Here is a 20,678-nt window from a genome sequence, read left to right as displayed (position 1 = left end):
GCGGGTCAGCGGGGCACCGCCCGCAGCATCAGCCGGCGCGGCCGGAGCGTGATGCCGATCCGGGGCCTGGCGTCGGAGCCGGGCGCGTGGTCGAAGCGGTAGGCGGAGGCGACCACCGCGGTGATGAGCGTGAGCTCGGCCATCGAGAAGTGGTCGCTGGGGCACTTGCGGTTGCCCACGCTGAACGGACTCATCGCGTACTTGGGCACGTCCCCCGCCCGCTCGGGAAGCCAGCGGTCGGGGTCGAACTCCTCGTGCCGCCCGTACGACCGCCGGTCGCGCTGGATCGCGTACGGACTGTAGATGAGGTCCGCGCCCTGGGGAATGCGGTATCCGCCGAGTTCCGTGTCGGTCACCGCGCGGCGTGTCAATACCCATACGGCCGGATACAGCCGCAGGGTCTCGGTGACGACATTCGCGGTGTACGTCAGTTTCCGGACGTCCTCGAATGCGACCGGGCGGTCACCCGCGACGGATTTCACCTCGTCGCGGATCTTGTCGCCGAGTTCCGGGTGCTCGGTGAGAACCAGGAGGAGCGACATGATCGTGGATCCGACGGTTTCGCTGCCGGGGGTGAGTATGGCGATGACCTGGTCGTGGATCTCCTGTTCCCCTATGGGCTCGCCATTCTCGTCCTTCGCCTCCAGCAAAGCCGTCAGCAAATCGTTCGGCTTTTGACCGCTTGCCCGTCGGTCGGCGACGATCTCGTCGACCAGGACATGTAAATCGGCCAGTGCGCGGTTGAACTCCCGGTTGGCCGGCAGCGGGACCTTGTACAGCGGTCCGAGCGGTACCACCATGCGCTGGTACATGCCGCTGAACAGCGTGGCGAGATCGACGCAGATGCGCTCCGCGCGGGCGTCCATGTAGCTGCCGCGCATCAGGCAGCGGGCGGCCACCCGGACAGCCACGCGGAAGGACTCCGCCGTGACGTCCAGCGCCTCGCCGGAGCGCCAGCGCTCCACCAGCGCGTACGCCTCCTCCGCCATGATCGGCCCGTAGGCGGGGATCGCGTCGAGCCTGAACGCGGGCTGGATGGTGCGGCGCTGGCGCCGGTGCAGCGGGCCGTTGGCGGTGGCGACGCCCTCCTTGCCGAGCAGGTCCTCCAGGGACTCCCAGAGCGGTCCGGCGATGATGTAGTCGGGGCTCAGCGCCACCGCCCCGGTGAGGGCGGGGGTGGTGACGGCGTACACCGTCTTCGGTCCGAGCCTGAGGCGCACGACGTCGCCGTGGTCGCGCAGCCCGGACATGAAGGACAGCGGATCGCGCGCCAGTTTCCAGCCGTGGCCCAGGACGGGGACGCTTCCGCCGGCCACGGGAGGCTCACGCAGTCCGGTCTCCTCGGCCGTGCGGGGGTCCGCCGACTCGACGCTCATGACTCACCTGCCGTTTCGTTGTCGACGTACGGGGGTGTGGACCGGTCGTCCCAGCTGTCGACCCGGTACCGGCCGGACTCGTGGTGGAACCAGTAGACGGAGCTGAACCAGTTCCGCATATTGCCGACGCAGGCGCGTACGGCGGCGCTCTTTTCCTTTCCTCCCACCGTGCCGTCGTCGAGGGCGTCCGCGAAGTGCAGGGCGTCCCGTTCGGCGTCCTGGAATTCGCTGATGCATTCCTCGACGCGGCGCCTCACGTCCGCGATCGCCTCTTCGAGTGTGAGTTTCTCGTGGATGATGAGGCTGATGCCGAGATTGTGCACCTCATTACCCGCTATTTCCTTCGGCAGGGAACAGAGGTCGTTGTACCAGGCGGCGAATTCCTGACTGAGCAGTGCCGCCTTCCGGTAGGCGGGGTGCTTCCTTATCCCGTCCGGCAGTTCACTGCCGGCGCTCGGCTCCAGGAGATCGGTCCAGATCCAGTGCGCGAAGGTGAGCCGGCGCAGTTCCAGGTATTCCTCGACGGTGGGGACGATCCCCTCCGTACGGTTGTGGAACTCCCGGTCGTACGCCTCGATCACCTCGTGGAAGTGCCGGGCGAACCGGTCGTTCCAGCCGCCCGGCAGGAACGCGTACAGCCGCTCCACGCTGTCCGCGAGCCCCGCCACCACCGGGTCCTCGTGGTCCAGGTGGTCACCGGGGCTGTCGAGGGCCCTGTGCAGCAGGTCCTTCAGCCGCAGCCAGGCGGCGGCACGGCCGTGCACGATGTCGCGGTCCTGCCGGTCGTCCCAGACGAAGAACCACGCGCTGTAGTCCGCTATCGCCTGCAGGACGTCGTCGGGGGCGCCTATGTAGTAGCCCGCCATGAGATCGGTGTAGCACAGACCATCGGCATATTCCTCCACCTTGCCCGCCGGCATGAGCCGCTTTTCGAGCAGCCACGCCCTGGTCGCCTGTTGAAGTCGGGGCCAATACGGATGGAGTTGCCGGGGGAACGCCGCCTCGATCACCGGAAGAGACAGCGCCGGTGGAACTGCGATGGTGGTCGGTGTCGATGTGGTGCCGTGTGACAAAGCATGCACGAACAATCCCCTCTCTGCCGCCAGTCGGCGTGCGCCCGCCCCCCGAGCCGGGCGCACGCCGTGCGTATCCCCGCACCTCCATTCAGCACCACAACTGACCGCTCTGGGAACGGATTTGCTTATTTCGCCACTACGGAGGTCACACAGACGAACGGCACCCGACCGAAAAGGTGCTCGGTCGGACGCCGTTCGTGAGGAGAGGGAGGGACTCCGGGGGCCGGTCAGTCGTTGGCCACCACGGGGTAACGCGGCTCGTTCTCGGCCATCTGCCGCAGCGCGTCCTTGCGTTCACGCTTGGACAGCCGGTCGATGTAGAGGTAGCCGTAGAGGTGGTCGGTCTCGTGCTGCAAACACCGCGCGAAGTAGCCGGTGCCGCGTACCCGGACGGGGTTGCCCTTCTCGTCCTGGCCGGTCACCTCGGCGTAGTCGGGGCGGGCCAGCGGCATGTACGCCGTGGGCACCGACAGGCAGCCCTCGTTGCTGTCGTCCAGCCGGCGCCGCTCGGCGGGCAGTTCGACCAGCTTGGGGTTGCAGATCACACCGACGTGCCGTGCGCCCTCGTCGTCCGGGCAGTCGTAGACGAAGACCTTCTTGTCCACGCCGATCTGGTTGGCGGCCAGGCCCACGCCCTCGGCGGTGCGCTGGCTGGCGAACATGTCGGCGACCAGCTGCTGGAGCTCGTCGCCGAAGTCCGTGACGTCCTTGCACTCCTGGTGCAGCACCGGGTGGCCGACCACGGTGATCGGACGCGAGGTACCGCGCTCCCGCCACGCCGTCTCGCGCTCCTCGCAGTCCTCCGTGTCGACGACGTACCCCTCGTCGTCGACGGGGAGCACGCCCGCGTGCTGCTGATCGGTGTCCTGCTGAGCCATGACCGACGTGTGCCTTCCTGAGTGAAACCGGGGTCGTGATCTGACAAGGGTACGGCGAAGCGCCCCTTCAGGGTCGCGGGACCGTGCCGTGCGCGGCCCCTCCGCGTGGGCGTGGACAAGCACGACGGACCCGCGCGCGGCCGACGGCCTCAACAGACCTCTTCAAGGTCCCGCCAGTCCCGCGAGTCCGGGCTGTCCGCGACCCACCCGTCCAGCAGCCCCCGGACGAGAGAGGCGGGGGCGGCCACGCCGCACTCCCGCTCCGGCACCCACAACTGCCCGTCCGTACGGTGCCCCAGCGGCCCCGGATGCCCCGGCTCACTGTGATCGTGCGGGTCCAGATGCTCGCCCTCCCCCTCGTCCGACGGCATCCGCGACTCCGAGCACATCCGGCACAGCAGCCGTACGGAGGACGACCAGTCCTCGGCCGCGAACCCGGCGTCGGAGGCCAGTTGCTCCAGCGCGTCCCGGTCGGCCTCGGTCGCGGCCTCCAGCAGCACCACCCAGGTCGGCACCGGCGAGGGCGCCCACAACTCGATCTCGTCGAACACCGGGTAGGTGTGCCCGGCGGCGGTGCTCCGCTCCCCGTGCGGCACGCCGTCGTGCAGGACGACCTCGCCCCAGCGGCGCCCGGAGGACGGCAGCGGAATGGACAGCACCTCGATCCGGGCGGGGTCCAGGCGCCGCCCCCACACGACCTCCGCCTCCCCCTCCGGGGACAGCCGTACGGCCGCGCTGCCCAGCTCCATGCCGAGGGGTTCGCCGGAGTCGGTGGCCGGTCCGGGCACCTTGAGTCCGTAGGCCTGCCAGGCCCGCCGGGCCAGTGGCCAGTCCTGCAGGGCGGTGGCGGCGATGCCGACGTTCCACCAGTCGGGAGCGCCCGTGTCGCGGTCGAGGAGCGCCACGGCCCGCAGACCGGCCGACCGCGCCTGCTCCCAGTCGTGCCGGAACTTGTGCAGCAGCGCGAGGTTGAACCAGGACTCCGACAACCAGGGCTCCAGGTCGGCGGCACGGGTCAGCAGCGCGCCCGCGTCCTCGTACCGGCCGTCGCCGATGAGCGTGAACGCACGGTCCGTGGCCTGCCGCCAGGAGGCGGAGGGCCGGTGCCGTCCCTTGCCGAAGATCCTCACGATTCCCGCCTGCCAGTTCCGTCGGTGGGCTGGCCGTACCTGTCCGCGCCCCCGGACACCCTCTCCTTCGCATCCAACCACGTACGGCCGCGAGGGCGCTCATTACCCATGGGTTACCCAGCCTCGGCCGGGGTCAGACAGTCCCGTTCGTGGCCCTCGCCACGTTCGGCCCTGGTGTTCACGCGTCCCCTCCGTGTTCCGTGACAGCACCCGGGCCAGTGCTTCGACCACCTCCGGCGCGTACTCCCCGGCGGTCGTCAGGCGCAGTTCCTCCAGCGCGGTCAGCGGCCCGCCGGGTCCGCCTTCCCGGGACTTCTCCTCGTATGCGTTGACCACCCGGACGATACGTGCGGCGAGCGGCTGTTCCCGGTACGGGTCGGCCTGGCGCTCGACGATCGCGGCCACGCGCGGGTCCACCCCGGTCTGGCGCACCACGGCGCCGCCGAGCAGCGCGATCCGCCGCTGTTCGGTGACCGGCAGGACGGCGGTGGCGCCGTCGGGGACCGGGTCGACGAGGCTGAGCTGGCCAATGTCGTGCATCAGGGCGGCGTACTCCAGCACGGTCAGTTCGGGTTCGGTCAGTCCGAGGTCCCGCCCCACCGCCCGGCTGAGCGCGGCGACCCGTCGGGCGTGCCCGGCCGGGGTGTATCCGGCGATCTCGGTGGCCCGCGCGAGGGAGGTGATGGTCTGCCGGTAGGTGGCGCGCACGGCGGCGTACCGCCGGTAGGAAAGCTGTGCGAGCAGCAGGGGTACGGAGAAGACGGGCAGCGCCCACAGCCCCACGACCGCGACCCCGAGCGCCATCACCGCGCCCGTGGCGATGACGGCGGCCCCGATGCCGGGCAGGGCCCGCAGTTCGTCGCGCAGCGTCGGCGGGAAGGGCCAGCCGGTGCGGGAGTGGGACAGCGCGGCGGCGAGGACGGCGTCGTACAGCGCGGTGAGGGAGAGCAGGGCGAGCAGGAGCAGCGCGTGGGCGGGGCCGCTCCAGCCGTCGAAGGTGCCCCGGTTGTACAGCGGCTGGAAGCACAGGGCGACGAAGCCGACGGTCAGCACCCTGCGGGCCGGCGGGTCGAGGGCGGGCCCCGCACCGCGCCCGACGTGCGGCACGCTGCCGAGCAGGGACGCGGCGAGCACCACGGTGACGACCTGGGCGGCGCCGTGGTGGGTGGGCCGGGCCGCGGTCTCGCCGAGCAGGGCGTACGACAGTGAACCCGCGGCGGCGAGCGGCGCGGCCTCCCTGATCCGCGTTCCGTTGCGCCGGGTGAGCTCGCCGACGGCGATGAGGACCCCGAAGGCGAGGGCCGTACCGCGCTCCTCGACGCCGTCGTAGAGCGTGCTGCCCAGGGAACCGGCGGCGAGGACGGCGGCGCACAGGTGCACGACGGTGTGCAGCCGGGGCCTCATCGGCGCGTTCCCGGCCGGCCGACGGCCGGCCCGGCGGCTCCGGGCGCGGCCGCGGACCGTGTGTCCCCGGTGGCGGACCGAGTGCCCTCGGTGGCGGACGACGCGCCACCGTCGGCGGGCCGCGTGCCACCGGAAGCCGACCGGCTGCCGCCCGTGGCAGGCCCGGGGACACCGTCGGCCGGCCGGGGGCCGCCGGGGGCGGACCGCGCGTCACCAAGAGCCGGTCGGCTGCCGCCCGTAGCGGGCCCGGAGGCACCGTCGGCCGGCCGGGGGCCGCCGGGGGCGGACCGCGCGTCACCGGGGGCGGGGCGTGCTTCGTCGGCGGTCACCGCCGGGTGCCAGCCGGTCCGGCCGATCGCCCGGACCAGCGCGGCCACCATCCGCGGGTCGAAGTGGGCACCCGCGCACCGCCGGAGTTCCTCCAGCGCCACGGGCACGGGCCGCGCCCTGCTGTAGGAGCGGGTGGAGGTCATCGCGTCGAAGGCGTCGGCGACGGCGACCACCCGCGCGGACTCCGGGATCTGACCACCCGCCAGCCCGTAGGGGTAGCCGGTGCCGTCCAGCCGTTCGTGGTGGTGCAGCACCGCCGCGCGGGCCTCGCCGAGGAAGGAGATCCCCCGCACCATCTCGTGCCCGTACTCGGGGTGCAGTTCGATCACCCGGCGCTCCTCGGGGGTCAGCGGGCCGTTCTTGGTGAGCAGCCGGGTGGGCACGCCGAGCTTGCCGACGTCGTGCAGGATGCCTGCGAAGCGGAGCACCTCGACGCGCTCGTCGTCCATGCCGAGTTCCCGCGCGATCATCATGGACGCCTGTCCGACGCGTTCACTGTGCCCGCGCGTATAGCCGTCCTTGATGTCGACGGCCTGGACGAGGGCGCGGATCGTCGCCTGATGGGCGGCGCGTTCCCGGTGGTACTGGACGAACGCCCACCAGGAGACGCCCATCGGCGGCAGCACCAGCAGCGCGGCCACCGGACCGTAGGGGCTGCGCCACAGCAGCGCCATCATGAGGCCGGCGAGGCCGTGCACGGTGATCGGGGCCAGCGACCCGAGGAACAGCCGCCACCAGGCGGCCGGGGCCGGAATCCGCCTCCCGCGCGGGAGCACGCCGGGCGCCGACGCCGGGATGCCGCCGTCCAGCAGGGTGAGCACCAGGCAGAACGCCAGCACCGCGGCCCCGGCCGTGCCGAGCGCGGCCGGGACGTCGCAGTCCGCCACCGCGTCCCGTCCGCCGACCGCCAGGTGGACCCGGCTCGCGGCCCATACGGCGAGCATCAGCCTGCCGGCCCGCCAGAGCCCGCGCGCCGGGTACGGGCGTTGTTCCCCGGGGAGCAGCAGCGCCCCGGGGAGCGCGACCAGCGCCGCGGCGGGCGGTGGCAGCAGGAAGGCGCCGGCGAGCAGGACGGGGTGAAAGGTTCCGCCCGGGTGCGGGGCGGCGACCGGACGCGATCGGGCGAGACGCTCGCAGCCCGCGTACAGCGCGGCGAGCAGGGCGACCGCCCACCAGGAGAAGCGGGCACCGCCCGGCGGTGACACCGGGACGGAGGGAACCAGCGGCAGTGGACAGAGCAGGCCCAGCACGGTGACACAGGCGACATACGCGCGGACCCGTGCCGGTAACGCCTCCATGTGCCCCTCCCCGACCGTGCCCGTCGGCACCCGACCTGCCGTCTGCCAGGCTCTGGAGCCTAGGACGGCGAGGGGTGCCTCCACGGGCCGATAACCCGCGGATTAGCACGTTCGAGTGACACAGGGGCCGGGGAACCGCGGAGTGTCAGGACTCCTGCGGTGCGGCCGGCGAGGCCGTGATGTCCTGGTCGGGGACGGCCTGGCCGGAGCGGATCAGGTCGAGCCGGCCCATGACCTTGGAACGCAGGTCACCCGGCACGTCGTCCTGTCCGCAGCAGCGCTTGACCAGCTTCTTCACCGCCTGCTCGAGCCCGTACTTCTCCAGGCACGGCGAGCATTCCTCGAAGTGGTGCTCGAACTTCACACAGTCGGAATCCGGCATCTCACGGTCGAGGAACTCGTAGAGATGATCGAGGATTTCGCTGCAATCCGTCTCGTGCGGCTCTCCGCAGCTCATGACCCCGAGCCTTTCGCTTCGTTCGACTCTCCGGCGCCGGCCGGGACCAGTCCGCGCTCACGCGCGTAGTCCTCCAGCATGCCGCGCAGCTGGCGGCGGCCACGGTGCAGCCGGGACATCACCGTACCGATGGGTGTCCCCATGATGTCCGCGATCTCCTTGTAGGCAAAGCCCTCGACATCGGCGAGATACACCGCGATGCGGAACTCCTCCGGGATCGCCTGGAGCGCTTCCTTGACGTCCGAGTCGGGCAGGTGGTCCAGCGCCTGCGACTCCGCGGAGCGCAGACCCGTGGACATGTGCGACTCGGCGCGCGCGAGCTGCCAGTCCTCGATCTCCTCGGCCGCACTGCGCTGGGGTTCGCGCTGCTTCTTGCGGTACGAGTTGATGAAGGTGTTGGTGAGGATCCGGTACAGCCACGCCTTGAGGTTGGTGCCCTCACGGAACTGGTGGAAGGACGCGTACGCCTTGGCGTACGTCTCCTGCACCAGGTCCTCCGCGTCGGCCGGGTTGCGCGTCATGCGCAGCGCGGCCGAATACATCTGGTCGAGGAACTCGAGCGCGTCCCGCTCGAAGCGCGCGCTGCGCTCCGTGGTCGACTCCGCGCCCGTGCTGCCCTGGCCCTCGGGCTGCTCCGCCTGGCCGTGTTCGGTCCCTGCGTCGGTACCGGGAACCGGACCCACCTCCTCCAGAGTTGTCGTGAGACCGAAACCGGTCTCACCCGAATCGGAGGATAGACGACGATCCGGTCCACCCGCCGCCCGAACAGGGACGGTCTTGGCCGCGTGCAGCACCGTCCAGTCCAGATCGGCGCGGGCACTGCGACTCGGGCAGAAGGTCGAACCCATGCGGCGGACTCCCTCTCCTAGGACGGTGATGCCGCTGACCGGCATGTACGTCCGTCCCAACAGCGGGATCCGTCCGGGCATTCCCGGGCCTCATCCGAGGGTGCCGGTCCACCGCACGACCGCGTCCGTGATCACCGTCACGGTCTCCTCCTGCGTGAGGTCCGCCCGCTTGGGCACGGCGAAGCCGTGATCGCCGTGGTCCACCTCGACCAGTTCGTACGCCCACCCGTCTCCCGTCACCGTCCTCGCACCATCGCCCCGTGCGCGGCCCCTCCCGTACCCGGGGAACTCCCCGGGCCTGCCGAACGGGTCGTTGCCGCCCTGGACGACGAGGGTGGGCACCCCCGTGCCGAGCAGTTCGTCGGCGCGGGACCTCTCGGGCCTGCCCGGCGGATGCAGGGGGAAGCTCAGGGCGAGTACGGCGTGGGCGCCGAGTTCCGCGGCGGTGCGGCAGGCGACGCGGGCTCCGGCGCTGCGCCCGCCCGAGATCACCGGCAGGCCCGGCTTCGTCAGCGCGGGCCAGACGCCGCGCCAGCCGGTGTCGAGGGTCTTCGGCGCGGGGGCGATCTTCTTGCCGGCCACCCGCCAGGGCTGTTCGACCAGGGCGACGGTCACGCCGTGTGCGGGCAGGACGGCGGCGAGCGCCTTCAGGTCCCGGGCCTCGATGCCGCCGCCGGCGCCGTGGCTCACCGCGAGGACGAGGCGGGCGCGGCGCACGGCGGGGTGCCAGGTGACGCGGGCGGTGCCGGCGTCCGTCTCGACGGTCTCGGCCGAGACGGCCGCGCCGCTCGTGTCGGTCGTGTCTGCCGTGTCGGTCGTGTCTGCCGTGTCGGGGGTCACGTCAGAAGAGTGTGCCCTCTTCCGGCGCGGCCAGCTCCTCCAGCAGCTCCGGTCCGTTGTTGCGGACGTTGCTGACGGCCGTGGGGACCGGGTAGGCGCGCATCAGGCCGGAGGGCGGCGGGGCGAGCAGCTCGCGCAGTTCGCCGGCGTCGGTGCGGGCGGGATCGAGCCAGGCGTCCCAGCGGTCCGGCGTGAGCATCAGCGGCATCCGCGGGTGGATCTCGGCGAGGGTGTGCGGGCCGTCCGCCGGTGACACGGCGAGCGGTCCTGTCTCGGCCTCGGTGGTGATGACGGAGCACGTCACCCACCAGGCCCGGGGGTGGTCGTCCGGCAGCGTCTTGTCCCGCCAGAACTCGTACAGCCCGGCCATGGCGAACACCGAACCGTCGGCCGGCGTCACGAAGTAGGGCTGCTTGCGGGGCCGCTTCCTCTTCCCCTCGACCTCCAGGTCCCGCTCCTGCTTGCCGGTGACCCACTCGTAGTAGCCGTCGGCGGGCAGGATGCAGCGCCGGGAGGAGAAGGCCCGGCGGTAGGACGGCTTCTCGTGGACGGTCTCCGCGCGGGCGTTGATCATCCGGGCGGCGCCCTCGGGCGTCTTGGACCAGGAGGGCACCAGGCCCCACTTCAGCTTCCGCAGCTGCCGAACCGGGCGCGGGTCCGCCGCGTCCTTCAGGGCACGGTCGAGGACGGCGTAGACCTCCTTGGTCGGCGCCACGTTGTAGTCGGGCTCCAGGGTCTCCTCCGGGTCCCACGTGTCGATTTCAAAGATTCCCGCGAGATCCTCGGGCCTGCGACTCGCTGCATACCGTCCGCACATACGTGCAACACTGCCAGACTCCGTACGCCCAGGCAGAGGGAGCAACCGGAAACAGATGGAAAGCATGGTCAGTACCGCGTCCGCCTCACTCGCCTCCCTCTGGGACGAGGTCTCCGGCACCCAGCCCGACCCGGACATGTGGGTGGTCGTCGCCACCCTGGCCGCCGCGGCCGCCGTCGTCGTACCGCAGGGGCTGTGGCGGCTGTCCCGGAACGCCGTCACGATCGCCCACGAGGGCGGACACGGTCTGGTGGCGCTGCTCACCGGCCGCACGCTGACGGGGATACGTCTGCACTCGGACACCAGCGGCCTGACCGTCAGCCGCGGGAAACCGCACGGCGTCGGCATGATCCTCACGGCCGCCGCCGGCTACACCGCTCCCCCGCTGCTGGGTCTGGGCGGCGCCGCGCTGCTCGGCGCCGGCCGCGTCACGCTGCTGCTGTGGCTGGCCACGGTGCTGCTGGTGGCGATGCTGGTGATGATCCGCAACGCGTACGGCGCGCTGACCGTGGTCCTCACCGGCGGCACCTTCCTGCTGGTGTCCTGGCTGACCGGCCCCCAGGTGCAGGCGGCGTTCGCGTACGCCGTGGTCTGGTTCCTCCTCCTCGGCGGAGTACGCCCGGCCTTCGAACTCCAGGCCAAGCGCTCCCACGGCGGCGCACCCGACTCGGACGCGGACCAGCTCTCGCGCCTGACCCACGTCCCGGCGGGCCTGTGGCTGTTCCTGTTCCACGCGGTGTCCCTGTGCTCCTTGCTGGGCGGCGGCAGGTGGCTCCTGGGGCTGTGAGGCGGCGAGGGCCGTCGGCGGCTCCCCGGAACGCGACGCGGCTCCGCCGCGCGGGCGCGACAGGCCCTCACCTGGCCGCACCCGGAAGACGGCCTGCCCCCGGACCTCCTTATAAAGTGGGCCCCATGGCCCCGAACCCCGCACACACCGCCCTCTGGCCCGCCCCGCACGCGAGCGGAGCCGTCGACGCGACGGTCCACGTGCCCGGGTCCAAGTCGGTCACCAACCGCGCCCTCGTCCTCGCCGCCCTGGCCTCCGAACCGGGCTGGCTGCGCCGCCCGCTGCGGTCCCGCGACACCCTGCTGATGGCCGGCGCCCTGCGCGCGATGGGCGTGGAGATCGAGGAGGGCGTCGGTCCGGACGGCACCGGCGAGGCCTGGCGGGTGCTCCCCACGGGCCTGCGCGGCCCGGCCACCGTCGACGTGGGCAACGCCGGCACGGTGATGCGCTTCCTGCCCCCGGTCGCCACCCTCGCCGACGGCCCCGTCCGCTTCGACGGCGACCCCCGCTCCTACGAGCGTCCCCTGAACGGCGTCATCGACGCGCTGCGCCGGCTGGGCGCGCGGATCGACGACGAGGAGCGCGGCGCGCTGCCGATGACCGTGCACGGCGGCGGCGCCCTGGACGGCGGCACCGTGGAGGTCGACGCGTCCTCGTCCTCCCAGTTCGTCAGCGCCCTGCTGCTGTCCGCGCCGCGCTTCAACCAGGGCGTCGAGGTCCGCCACACCGGCGCGACGCTGCCGTCCCTGCCGCACATCCGGATGACCGTCGACATGCTCCGCGCGGTGGGTGCCCAGGTGGACACCCCCGAGTCGGGCGGCGAGCCGAACGTCTGGCGGGTCACGCCGGGCGCCCTGCTGGGCCGGGACCTGACCGTCGAGCCGGACCTGTCCAACGCCCAGCCGTTCCTGGCGGCGGCGCTGGTGACCGGCGGCAAGGTCGTGATCCCGGACTGGCCGGCCCGTACCACCCAGCCCGGCGACCGGCTGCGGGAGATCTTCACCGAGATGGGCGGTTCCTGCGAGCTGACCGAGTTCGGGCTCGTGTTCACCGGCTCCGGGTCGGTCCACGGCATCGACGTGGACCTCGGCGAGGTCGGCGAGCTGACGCCCGGCATCGCGGCCGTGGCGGCGCTCGCGGACTCCCCGTCGACCCTGCGGGGCGTGGCCCACCTCCGGCTGCACGAGACGGACCGGCTGGCCGCGCTGACCAAGGAGATCAACGAGCTCGGCGGCGACGTCACCGAGACCGCCGACGGCCTGCACATCCGCCCGCGCCGGCTGCACGGCGGGGTCTTCCACACCTACGAGGACCACCGCATGGCCACCGCCGGCGCGATCATCGGCCTCGCGGTCGAGGGCGTGCGGATCGAGAACGTGGCGACGACGGCGAAGACCCTGCCGGACTTCCCCGAGCTGTGGACCGGGATGCTCGGAGCATAGGGGTTCACCATGCGCCGCTACGGCAAGCACACCGACGAGGACGACATCCGCTCCCGCCCCAACCGCAAGGGCAACCGGCCGCGCACCCACATCCGGCCCAAACACGAGGACGCGGCCCCGGGCCTGGTCCTCACCGTCGACCGGGGCCGGCTGACCTGCCTCGTCGAGGACCGGGTCGTCCTGGCGATGAAGGCCCGTGAGCTGGGCCGCAAGGCGGCGGTGGTCGGTGACCGGGTGGCGCTCGTCGGCGACCTGTCCGGGAAGAAGGACACGCTCGCGCGGATCGTACGGATCGAGGAGCGCGCGTCGGTGCTGCGCCGCACCGCGGACGACGACGACCCCTATGAGCGGGTCGTCGTCGCCAACGCCGACCAGCTCGCCGTCGTCACCGCCCTCGCCGATCCCGAACCCCGTCCGCGGCTGATCGACCGCTGCCTGGTCGCGGCGTACGACGGCGGCCTGGAGCCGCTGCTGGTGCTGACCAAGTCGGACCTCGCGCCGCCGGACAAGCTGCTGGAGCTCTACGGCGACCTCGACATCCCGTACGTCGTGACCAGCCGCGCGGAACTGGAGAGCGGCGAGGCGGCGGACCGGGTGCGGGAGCATCTGGACGGCCGGATCACCGCGTTCGTGGGGCACTCCGGGGTCGGCAAGACGACGCTGGTCAACGCGCTCGTGCCTCAGGAACGGCGGCGTACGACCGGACATGTCAACGCGGTGACCGGGCGGGGGCGGCACACGACGACGTCCGCGCTGGCGCTGCCGCTGTCGGGCGCCGAGGGCTGGGTGGTCGACACACCGGGGGTGCGGTCCTTCGGGCTCGCCCACGTCGACCCGTCCCGGGTGATCCACGCCTTCCCCGATCTGGAGCCGGGCACGGAGGGCTGTCCGCGCGCGTGCGGTCACGACGAGCCGGACTGCGCGCTGGACGCGTGGGTGGCCGAGGGGCACGCGGATCCGGCGCGGCTGTACTCGCTGCGCCGGCTGCTGGCGACGCGGGAGCGCACGGAGGGCGACTGACCTCCGCGTTGTTTGTCGTGGCCGCCGGGCGGTAAGTGCATAATCGCACCGAGCCGGACCCGAACCCGTCGAACCTGGCGAAGCGGTCACTGTATGTGGGGAATGCGGGAGGACGACACATGGCGTGGCTGCTGGTCATAGTGGCCGGGTTGCTCGAGACCGGCTTCGCCGTGTGTCTGAAGCTGTCGCACGGCTTCACCCGGCTGTGGCCGACCGTCGCGTTCTGCGCGTTCGCGCTGGGCAGCTTCGGGCTGCTGACCCTGGCGCTGAAGAAGCTGGACGTGGGGCCCGCGTACGCGGTGTGGACGGGCATCGGCGCGGCGGGGACGGCCATCTACGGGATGGTGTTCCTCGGGGACCTGGTGTCGACGCTGAAGATCGTGTCGATCACGTTCGTGATCGTCGGTGTGATCGGGCTGCAGTTGTCGGGGTCCGCGCACTGAGCCCCGCTACGGCATCGCCGGGGGCCGGCGCAGGGCGCCGCGCACCAGGTCGGCGACGCCGGTGCCGGCCGGGGGCGCGGTGACGCAGGACAGGGCGAGGCGGACCACCAGCTCGCAGGAGCGGGCCAGGTCGGCGGTGTCGGAGCGGGGGACGCCGGGGCCGGCCAGGACGGCGACGGCACGGTCGCGGACGAGGGCGACGAGGTCGGCGGGTGAGGGCAGCGGGCCGTCGGCGCGGCGCTGCGCGGGCGCGGTGGATCCCGACGTCACGGCCGCGAGGTCCAGGGCGGGCAGGCGTTCGCCCCAGCAGCCGGTGAGCATGGCGCGGACCAGGGCGTTCTCGCGGGCGCCGGCAGTGATCCACTCGGCGGTGGCGGTCAGCCGGTCGCGCGGGTCCGCGTGGCCGGTGAGGGCGCGGTCGACGCCTGCGAGGTAGCCGTCGGCCTCCCTGCGGACGAGGGCCCGGGCGAGGCCGTCCTTGCTGCCGAACTCGTTGTACAGCGTCTGGCGGGAAACCCCGGCCGCGGCGGCCACGTCCACCATCCGCACCCCGGACCACGGGCGACGCGCCAGTGCCGTGTAAGCGGCGTCCAGCAGAGACTCCCGCGCTGCAGGCATCTTCGCCTCCCTCGGGGCGAGCGGCCGACCCTGCGGTTAGATTTGACGCGCCGTCGGGCACTGTCAAGGGTGCGCGGGAGCCGCCCCCCGGTGGCCCCGCACCGACCTCGGCGGATACCGTTCGTTGCATGCCCGACTACCTCGACGACCTGCGTCTCGCCCATGTCCTGGCGGACGCCGCCGACGCCGCGACGATGGAACGGTTCAAGGCTCTCGACCTCAAGGTGGAGACCAAACCGGACATGACGCCGGTGAGTGAGGCGGACAAGGCCGCCGAGGAACTCATCCGCGGCCACCTCAAACGCGCCCGCCCCAGGGACGCGATCCTGGGCGAGGAGTACGGGGTGGAGGGCACGGGGCCCCGGCGCTGGGTGATCGACCCGATCGACGGCACCAAGAACTACGTGCGCGGGGTGCCCGTGTGGGCCACGCTGATCTCCCTGATGGAGGCCGGTGAGGGGGGCTTCCAGCCGGTCGTCGGGGTGGTCTCCGCCCCCGCTCTCGGCCGTCGCTGGTGGGCCGCGCGGGGGCACGGCGCCTTCAGCGGCCGCAGTCTGTCGTCGGCCTCCCGGCTGCGAGTCTCCCGCGTCTCCGAGCTGTCCGACGCCTCCTTCGCGTACTCCTCGCTCAGCGGCTGGGAGGAGCAGGGACGCCTGGACGGTTTCCTCGACCTCACCCGCGAGGTGTGGCGCACGCGCGCGTACGGCGACTTCTGGCCGTACATGATGGTCGCCGAGGGATCGGTGGACCTGTGCGCCGAGCCGGAGCTGTCGCTGTGGGACATGGCGGCCACCGCGATCGTGGTCACGGAGGCGGGCGGCAGTTTCACCGGGCTCGACGGCCGCCCGGGGCCGCACAGCGGCAACGCGGCCGCGTCGAACGGGCTGCTGCACGACGAGCTGCTGGGGTACCTCAACCAGCGTTACTGAGCGGCATGGGGTGAGCGTGCGCGCCCCCGGCCGGCCGCACGCGCCCTCTTGTTGACCCCCGCTCTGCCTGCCACTCTGGGAGCTCCCCCACTTGTGAACTTGTGAAATCGCGAACGAACGGACTTCCACACCCGTGACCTCGCGTTTTCCGGTAGGAGGTGGCTCCATCCATGCTCGTCCGTGACGCCATGAGCACCGTGGTCCTCACCATCGGCCCCGCCCACACCCTGCGCCAGGCCGCCGCCCTGATGTCCGCCCGCCAGGTGGGCGCGGCCGTGGTCCTCGATCCCGACGGCACCGGTATCGGCATCCTCACAGAGCGGGACGTCCTCAACTCCGTCGGGCTCGGCCAGGACCCCGACACCGAGCGCGCCCACGCCCACACCACCACCGACGTCGTGTTCGCCGCCCCGTCCTGGACCCTGGAGGAGGCCGCCACCGCCATGGCCCACGGTGGTTTCCGCCATCTGATCGTCCTGGACCGGGGCGGGCCGGCCGGCATCGTCTCGGTCCGCGACATCATCCGCTGCTGGGCACCCCGGCGGCAGCCGGCCCAGCGGGTGCCGGCGTAGTGACATGCCGAACGGGCCGGCCCCCGCGAGGGAGTCCGGCCCGTGTTCCGGCAAGCGGTCCAGCGCTGGGATCAGCCGCGCAGGGCCTGCACCGCGGCCTCCAGCCGCTTGCCGAAGTCCTCGTCCGCCTGACGGAAGTTGTTGATCGCGCGGTCGGCGATCTCGTCGCGCGTGACGCCGGAGATGGCGTTCGCCAGGTTGTTCACCAGGCGCTCCTTCTCCTCCTCCGTCATCAGCCGGTACAGGTTGCCCGCCTGGACGAAGTCGTTGTCCTCGGCGTGGACGGGCGTGACCGTCTCACCGGTGACGCCGGTCACCGAGATGGGCTGCCACAGCGGACGGCCGGTCTGGGCCGGGCCGCCGAAGCTGTTCGGCTCGTAGTTCTTCGCACCGTCGTGGCGGCCGTCGTACAGGTAGCCGTCACGGGAGTTGGTGCGCGCCTCGGTGGCGTGCGGGCGGTTCACCGGCAGGTGGTCGGCGTTGATGCCGACGCGGTAGCGGTGGGCGTCGCCGTACGCGAAGAGGCGGCCCTGGAGCATCTTGTCCGGGGAGGGGCCGATGCCCGGCACGAAGTGGGCGGGGCTGAAGACCGACTGCTCGACCTCGGCGAAGATGTTCCGCGGGTTGCGGTTCAGCTCCAGCTTGCCGAACTCGATCAGCGGGTAGTCCGCGTGCGGCCAGACCTTGGTCAGGTCGAACGGGTTGAAGCGGTACGTGGCCGCCTCGGCCGCCGGCATCACCTGGACGTAGACGGTCCAGGACGGGAACTCGCCGCGCTCGATGGCCTCGCGCAGGTCCCGCTGGTGGGAGTCGGGGTCCTTGCCCGCGAGGATCTCGGCCTCCTCGGCGGTCAGGTTCTTGATGCCCTGGTCCGTCTTGAAGTGGTACTTGACCCAGAAGACCTCGCCGGCCTCGTTGTTCCACTGGTAGGTGTGCGAGCCGAAGCCGTCCATGTGGCGGTACGACGCCGGGATGCCGCGGTCACCGAACAGCCAGGTCACCTGGTGCGTGGACTCGGGCGACAGGCCCCAGAAGTCGAAGACGTTGTCCGCCTCCGTCGAGCCCGTGTACGGGTCGCGCTTCTGGGTGTGGATGAAGTCCGGGAACTTGATCGCGTCCCGGATGAAGAACACCGGGGTGTTGTTGCCGACGAGGTCGTAGTTGCCCTCCTCGGTGTAGAACTTCAGCGCGAAACCGCGCGGGTCGCGCACGGCGTCCGCGGCGCCCAGGTTGCCGGCCACCGTCGAGAAGCGCAGGAAGGTCTCCGTCTCCTTGCCGACCTCGGAGAGGAACGCGGCCCGCGTGTACCGCGTGACGTCGGCGGTCACCGTGAAGGTGCCGTAGGCACCGGCGCCGCGGGCGTGCACCACACGCTCCGGGATGCGCTCACGGTTGAAGTGGGCCAGCTTCTCGATGAGGAGCTGGTCCTGGACGAGGACCGGGCCACCGACGCCCGCGGTCTCGCTGTTCTGGTTGTCGGCAACCGGGGCACCGGCCTCCGTAGTGAGCGGTCCCTGCGTCACGTGCGCCTCCTGCTTCATCGCTGACCAGTCTGTGCCTTGGCCAGATCCGATCTCGATCCTACAATGGACAATGTCTAAGTCAAGTAAAGCTCCAAAGTCACACCCGTTCGGGACTTCTGTCCCCTTACTGCTAGGCTGGTGCCTATGAGTGACCTTTTGGAACGGCTCCGTGGACGTGGATGGCGGATGACCGCACAGCGCCGTGTCGTGGCCGAGGTCCTCGACGGCGAGCACGTCCATCTGACGGCCGACGAGGTGCACTCCAGGGCCGTCGCCAAGCTGCCCGAGATCTCCCGGGCGACCGTCTACAACACCCTGGGCGAGCTGGTCTCGCTCGGTGAGGTGCTGGAGGTGGCCACGGACAAGCGGGCCAAGCGGTACGACCCCAACGCGCACCGCCCGCACCACCACCTGGTGTGCGCGCGGTGCGGCGCGATCCGCGACGTCCACCCGACCGGCAATCCGCTGGCCGACCTCCCCGACACGGAGCGCTTCGGCTTCACGGTCTCCGACGTCGAGGTGACGTACCGCGGAATCTGCCCGAACTGCGCGGCGGCCTGAGACGCAGATTCCGGCCCTCGGCCTTCAGTAGCGGGGACAGGATTTGAACCTGCGACCTCTGGGTTATGAGCCCAGCGAGCTACCGAGCTGCTCCACCCCGCGTCGATGAATGAAACACTACGTCAAGGCATCCGACAGAAGCAAATCCGTTTCCGCGCGTAGCTGCGGGCAGTCGTGCCTCCCCAGTGCCTCAAGGGCCTGGGAGGTACCCCCAGGGCGATGGGGGTCCCCCCGCTCGAGCGGAGCCGAGAGTGGGGGAGGGTGGGCGCGGCAGCACCCCGCAAACGCCGGGCTGCGGAACCCACCCCCGCTCCGCCCACCGCTGCCTCACCTCGTACACCCCCTCCCGGCCTCACGCGGACAGTTCCTCACGCAGCGCGTCCCGCAGCCGAGCGGCCCGCTCCGCAACCGCCGCCGGCCCCAGCGCGGCCGCCCGCTCCGCCCACCGCTGCCCCTCCGCGAGCTCCCCCCGCCGCGCACAGACCAGCGCGAGCCGCAGCGCCGCCCGGCCGTGCCCCGCGTCGGCCGCCCGTGTCCACCACACGACCGCCTCCGGCTCACTCCCCTCACGGGCCAGCAGCAACCCCAGATTGAACGCCCCGTTCCGCGACCCGGCCTCCGCCGCCTCCCGGTACCACCGTGCCGCCTCGACGACGTCCCCCCGCGCCGCCGCGAGCATCCCGACCCGCACCTGCGCCCGCCGGTGCCCCTGCGAGGCCGCCCGCTCGTACCACTCCTCGCACTCGCTGCGCCGGTTCACCGGCTCCCCCAGCTCGTGCGCCGGCTCAGGCGGTCTACGGGCGTCCAGCACCGTCGCCAGCCGGTACGCCGCCTCCGCGCTCCCCCCGCCCGCCGCGCACCGCAGGAACCGCTCCGCCTCGCCCTCCTCGCCCTCCCGCAGCCGCGCCATCCCGACCTGGAGCGCCGCCTCCATGTGCCCGGCGGCCGCCGCCCGCTCGTACCAGCGCAGCGCGGACCGCTCGTCGCCCCGGCCCGCGTGCAGGATGCCGAGGTTGAAGGCGGCGTCCACGCTGCCGGTCTCCGCGGCCTTGGAGAACCACGGCTCCGCGCCGGTCTCGTCCCCGGCCCGCAGCAGCAGGATCGCCAGCGCGTTCGCCGCCTCGCGGTGACCGGCGTACGCGGCCCGGCGGTACCACTGCTCGGCCGGGCCGGTCCGGCCCTGGTCGGCGCAGAGCAGCCCGAGGTTGTACGCGCCGTTGATGTCGCCGGCGTCCATCGCGGCCCGGTACCAGCGCTCGGCGGTCTGGGTCTCGCCCCGCTCGGCGTGCAGGGCGCCCAGCGCGTTGGCGGCGTTGCCGTCGCCGTCCTGCGCGGCCCGCAGCCACCACACGGCGGCGTTCTCGGTGTCCCCGGCGTCGCGCAGCAGGAAGCCGAGCGCGCAGGCGGCCCGGGGCTCGCCGTCCTTGGCGGAGGTCAGGTACCAGCGGCCGGCCTCCTTGAGCTCGCCGCGCCGCTCCAGGATCGCCCCGAGGTGCAGCGCGGCCCGGCGGTGTCCCCGCGCGGCGGCCTGCCGGTACCACTGCTCGGCCTCTCGCAGCAGCGCGGCGGCGTCGTCGCTCTCCCGTGCGGCCCGGCGGTCCAGCGCGCGGGCCAGCCGGTACGCGCCCTCCCGGTGCCCACGCTCGGCGGCGGCCCGCATCCAGCGCTCGGCCCAGGCCGTGTCCCCACGGTGTTCCAGCAGGTCGGCGAGGGCGTACGCGCCGAGGGTGTGCCCCTGCTCGGCGGACTGGCGCAACCAGTACTCGGCGGCGGGTTCGTCCCCGCGTTCCCGGTGGTGGCGGCCGAGCGCGTGGGCCGCCGCGGTGGAGCCGGCCACGGCGGCGATCCGCCACCAGCCGGCGGCCTCGTCGGCGTAGCCCCGCTGGTGCAGCAGGACGCCCAGGTTGTTGGCGGCGGCGCGGTCGCCCGCGGCGGTGGCGGCACGCAGATGGGGTTCGGCTCCGTCGAGATCACCGCGGCGCAGCAGCATGGCGCCGAGGACGCTCATCGCCTCGACGTCGCCGGCCTCGGCGGCGAGCCGCTGACGCAGCTCCTCGGCCGCCTCGTCGGCGGCCTCCCCCGTCTCGTCCCGGGGTTCCTCCTGCGAGGAGGACTTCACAAAACGCCCTGTCCCGAACAGAGTTGCCTTGTCCCCCATACCATCCATCGTCGCACCACCTGCAACCTGGGTACACCTGGTATACCGCAGTCAGTGAGGTCACTACAGCGTTTTGTCGACATGCCCACAGAGAGACAAGTCAAACACAGATCGGCCAACTCCCGTCGGCGGCACGGCCGTCCCTCACCCAGGCACATGCGTTCGCCCATC

General features: G+C 72.0%; 20 protein-coding genes and 1 tRNA gene. 7 read left to right on the top strand and 14 right to left on the bottom strand.

Annotated elements, in window-relative coordinates; all coding sequences use genetic code 11:
• Window positions 1-5 precede the first annotated feature (5 nt).
• The 10 genes from IH50_RS0111865 to IH50_RS0111820 all read right to left on the bottom strand — a co-directional run bounded on the left by IH50_RS0111865 (window position 6) and on the right by IH50_RS0111820 (window position 10,454).
• Entirely contained in the window at window positions 6-1,376 is a 1,371-nt protein-coding gene (locus tag IH50_RS0111865; protein ID WP_030860237.1) for a cytochrome P450, read from the bottom strand.
• Entirely contained in the window at window positions 1,373-2,458 is a 1,086-nt protein-coding gene (cyc1, locus tag IH50_RS0111860) for an epi-isozizaene synthase (protein ID WP_078913952.1), read from the bottom strand. Before cyc1 ends, IH50_RS0111865 begins: the two co-directional genes overlap by 4 nt.
• Before the next feature lie 221 nt (window positions 2,459-2,679).
• Window positions 2,680-3,330, bottom strand: coding sequence for a peptide deformylase (gene def, locus IH50_RS0111855; RefSeq protein ID WP_030860235.1), 651 nt, complete (start codon window positions 3,328-3,330; stop codon window positions 2,680-2,682).
• Between the two features lie 149 nt (window positions 3,331-3,479).
• Complete coding sequence (locus IH50_RS0111850; protein WP_030860234.1) at window positions 3,480-4,460, bottom strand: tetratricopeptide repeat protein; 981 nt, start codon at window positions 4,458-4,460, stop codon at window positions 3,480-3,482.
• A gap of 102 nt (window positions 4,461-4,562) precedes the next feature.
• On the bottom strand, window positions 4,563-5,864 hold the full coding sequence (locus tag IH50_RS0111845) for an HD-GYP domain-containing protein (RefSeq protein WP_051767269.1): 1,302 nt from the start codon (window positions 5,862-5,864) through the stop codon (window positions 4,563-4,565).
• Window positions 5,861-7,492: an HD-GYP domain-containing protein gene (locus tag IH50_RS0111840; RefSeq protein ID WP_078913937.1), complete on the bottom strand. Its 1,632-nt coding sequence runs from the start codon at window positions 7,490-7,492 to the stop codon at window positions 5,861-5,863. Before IH50_RS0111840 ends, IH50_RS0111845 begins: the two co-directional genes overlap by 4 nt.
• 145 nt (window positions 7,493-7,637) lie before the next feature.
• Window positions 7,638-7,949 carry a mycothiol system anti-sigma-R factor gene (rsrA, locus tag IH50_RS0111835; protein ID WP_030860228.1) on the bottom strand — a complete coding sequence of 104 codons (312 nt, stop codon included), beginning with the start codon at window positions 7,947-7,949 and terminating at the stop codon, window positions 7,638-7,640.
• Window positions 7,946-8,632 (bottom strand): RNA polymerase sigma factor SigR, encoded by a 687-nt coding sequence (gene sigR / locus IH50_RS0111830; RefSeq protein WP_030860226.1) that lies wholly within the window; start codon window positions 8,630-8,632, stop codon window positions 7,946-7,948. The genes rsrA and sigR overlap by 4 nt, the downstream gene beginning before the upstream one ends.
• A gap of 255 nt (window positions 8,633-8,887) precedes the next feature.
• Complete coding sequence (locus IH50_RS0111825; RefSeq protein ID WP_030860224.1) at window positions 8,888-9,637, bottom strand: alpha/beta family hydrolase; 750 nt, start codon at window positions 9,635-9,637, stop codon at window positions 8,888-8,890.
• Window position 9,638: 1 nt separating this feature from the next.
• Entirely contained in the window at window positions 9,639-10,454 is an 816-nt protein-coding gene (locus IH50_RS0111820; RefSeq protein WP_030860222.1) for an SOS response-associated peptidase, read from the bottom strand.
• Window positions 10,455-10,518: 64 nt separating this feature from the next.
• Between IH50_RS0111820 and IH50_RS0111815 the strand changes: the two genes are divergently transcribed.
• From IH50_RS0111815 to IH50_RS0111800, 4 genes are all read left to right on the top strand, one after another.
• Window positions 10,519-11,241 (top strand): M50 family metallopeptidase, encoded by a 723-nt coding sequence (locus IH50_RS0111815; protein WP_030860220.1) that lies wholly within the window; start codon window positions 10,519-10,521, stop codon window positions 11,239-11,241.
• A gap of 125 nt (window positions 11,242-11,366) precedes the next feature.
• The gene (gene aroA, locus IH50_RS0111810; protein ID WP_030860218.1) at window positions 11,367-12,683 is read left to right on the top strand and encodes a 3-phosphoshikimate 1-carboxyvinyltransferase; all 1,317 of its coding nucleotides are present in this window, start codon (window positions 11,367-11,369) and stop codon (window positions 12,681-12,683) included.
• Window positions 12,684-12,692: 9 nt separating this feature from the next.
• Entirely contained in the window at window positions 12,693-13,703 is a 1,011-nt protein-coding gene (rsgA, locus tag IH50_RS0111805) for a ribosome small subunit-dependent GTPase A (protein WP_030860216.1), read from the top strand.
• Between the two features lie 119 nt (window positions 13,704-13,822).
• Window positions 13,823-14,146 carry a DMT family transporter gene (locus IH50_RS0111800; RefSeq protein WP_030860215.1) on the top strand — a complete coding sequence of 108 codons (324 nt, stop codon included), beginning with the start codon at window positions 13,823-13,825 and terminating at the stop codon, window positions 14,144-14,146.
• 6 nt (window positions 14,147-14,152) lie between these two features.
• Here the strand turns inward: IH50_RS0111800 and IH50_RS0111795 are convergent, their stop codons facing one another.
• On the bottom strand, window positions 14,153-14,764 hold the full coding sequence (locus IH50_RS0111795) for a TetR/AcrR family transcriptional regulator (protein WP_030860212.1): 612 nt from the start codon (window positions 14,762-14,764) through the stop codon (window positions 14,153-14,155).
• Window positions 14,765-14,892: 128 nt separating this feature from the next.
• On the opposite strand from IH50_RS0111795, the gene hisN reads away from it, so the two are divergent.
• Together hisN and IH50_RS0111785 are read left to right on the top strand one after the other, a co-directional pair.
• Complete coding sequence (hisN, locus tag IH50_RS0111790; protein WP_030860210.1) at window positions 14,893-15,693, top strand: histidinol-phosphatase; 801 nt, start codon at window positions 14,893-14,895, stop codon at window positions 15,691-15,693.
• A 170-nt stretch (window positions 15,694-15,863) separates the two neighbouring features.
• The gene (locus tag IH50_RS0111785; RefSeq protein WP_030860203.1) at window positions 15,864-16,265 is read left to right on the top strand and encodes a cyclic nucleotide-binding/CBS domain-containing protein; all 402 of its coding nucleotides are present in this window, start codon (window positions 15,864-15,866) and stop codon (window positions 16,263-16,265) included.
• A gap of 71 nt (window positions 16,266-16,336) precedes the next feature.
• Here IH50_RS0111785 and IH50_RS0111780 read toward each other — a convergent pair whose 3' ends face one another.
• Entirely contained in the window at window positions 16,337-17,788 is a 1,452-nt protein-coding gene (locus tag IH50_RS0111780; RefSeq protein ID WP_030860202.1) for a catalase, read from the bottom strand.
• Between the two features lie 144 nt (window positions 17,789-17,932).
• Here IH50_RS0111780 and IH50_RS0111775 point away from each other — a divergent pair, with 144 nt between their 5' ends.
• Window positions 17,933-18,349, top strand: coding sequence for a Fur family transcriptional regulator (locus IH50_RS0111775; RefSeq protein WP_030860200.1), 417 nt, complete (start codon window positions 17,933-17,935; stop codon window positions 18,347-18,349).
• A gap of 28 nt (window positions 18,350-18,377) precedes the next feature.
• On the opposite strand, the gene IH50_RS0111770 is transcribed toward IH50_RS0111775, so the two are convergent.
• Window positions 18,378-18,451 (bottom strand) — tRNA-Met (locus IH50_RS0111770).
• A 250-nt stretch (window positions 18,452-18,701) separates the two neighbouring features.
• A complete protein-coding gene (locus tag IH50_RS0111765; RefSeq protein ID WP_199822072.1) occupies window positions 18,702-20,516 on the bottom strand; it encodes a tetratricopeptide repeat protein in 1,815 nt (604 codons plus the stop codon).
• Window positions 20,517-20,678 lie beyond the last annotated feature (162 nt).

The sequence above is a fragment of the Streptomyces sp. NRRL S-37 genome, assembly GCF_000721605.1.
GTDB lineage: Bacteria > Actinomycetota > Actinomycetes > Streptomycetales > Streptomycetaceae > Streptomyces.
Note: the sequence above shows the minus strand (reverse complement) of the source record. Positions and strands in the feature narration are given on the sequence as shown.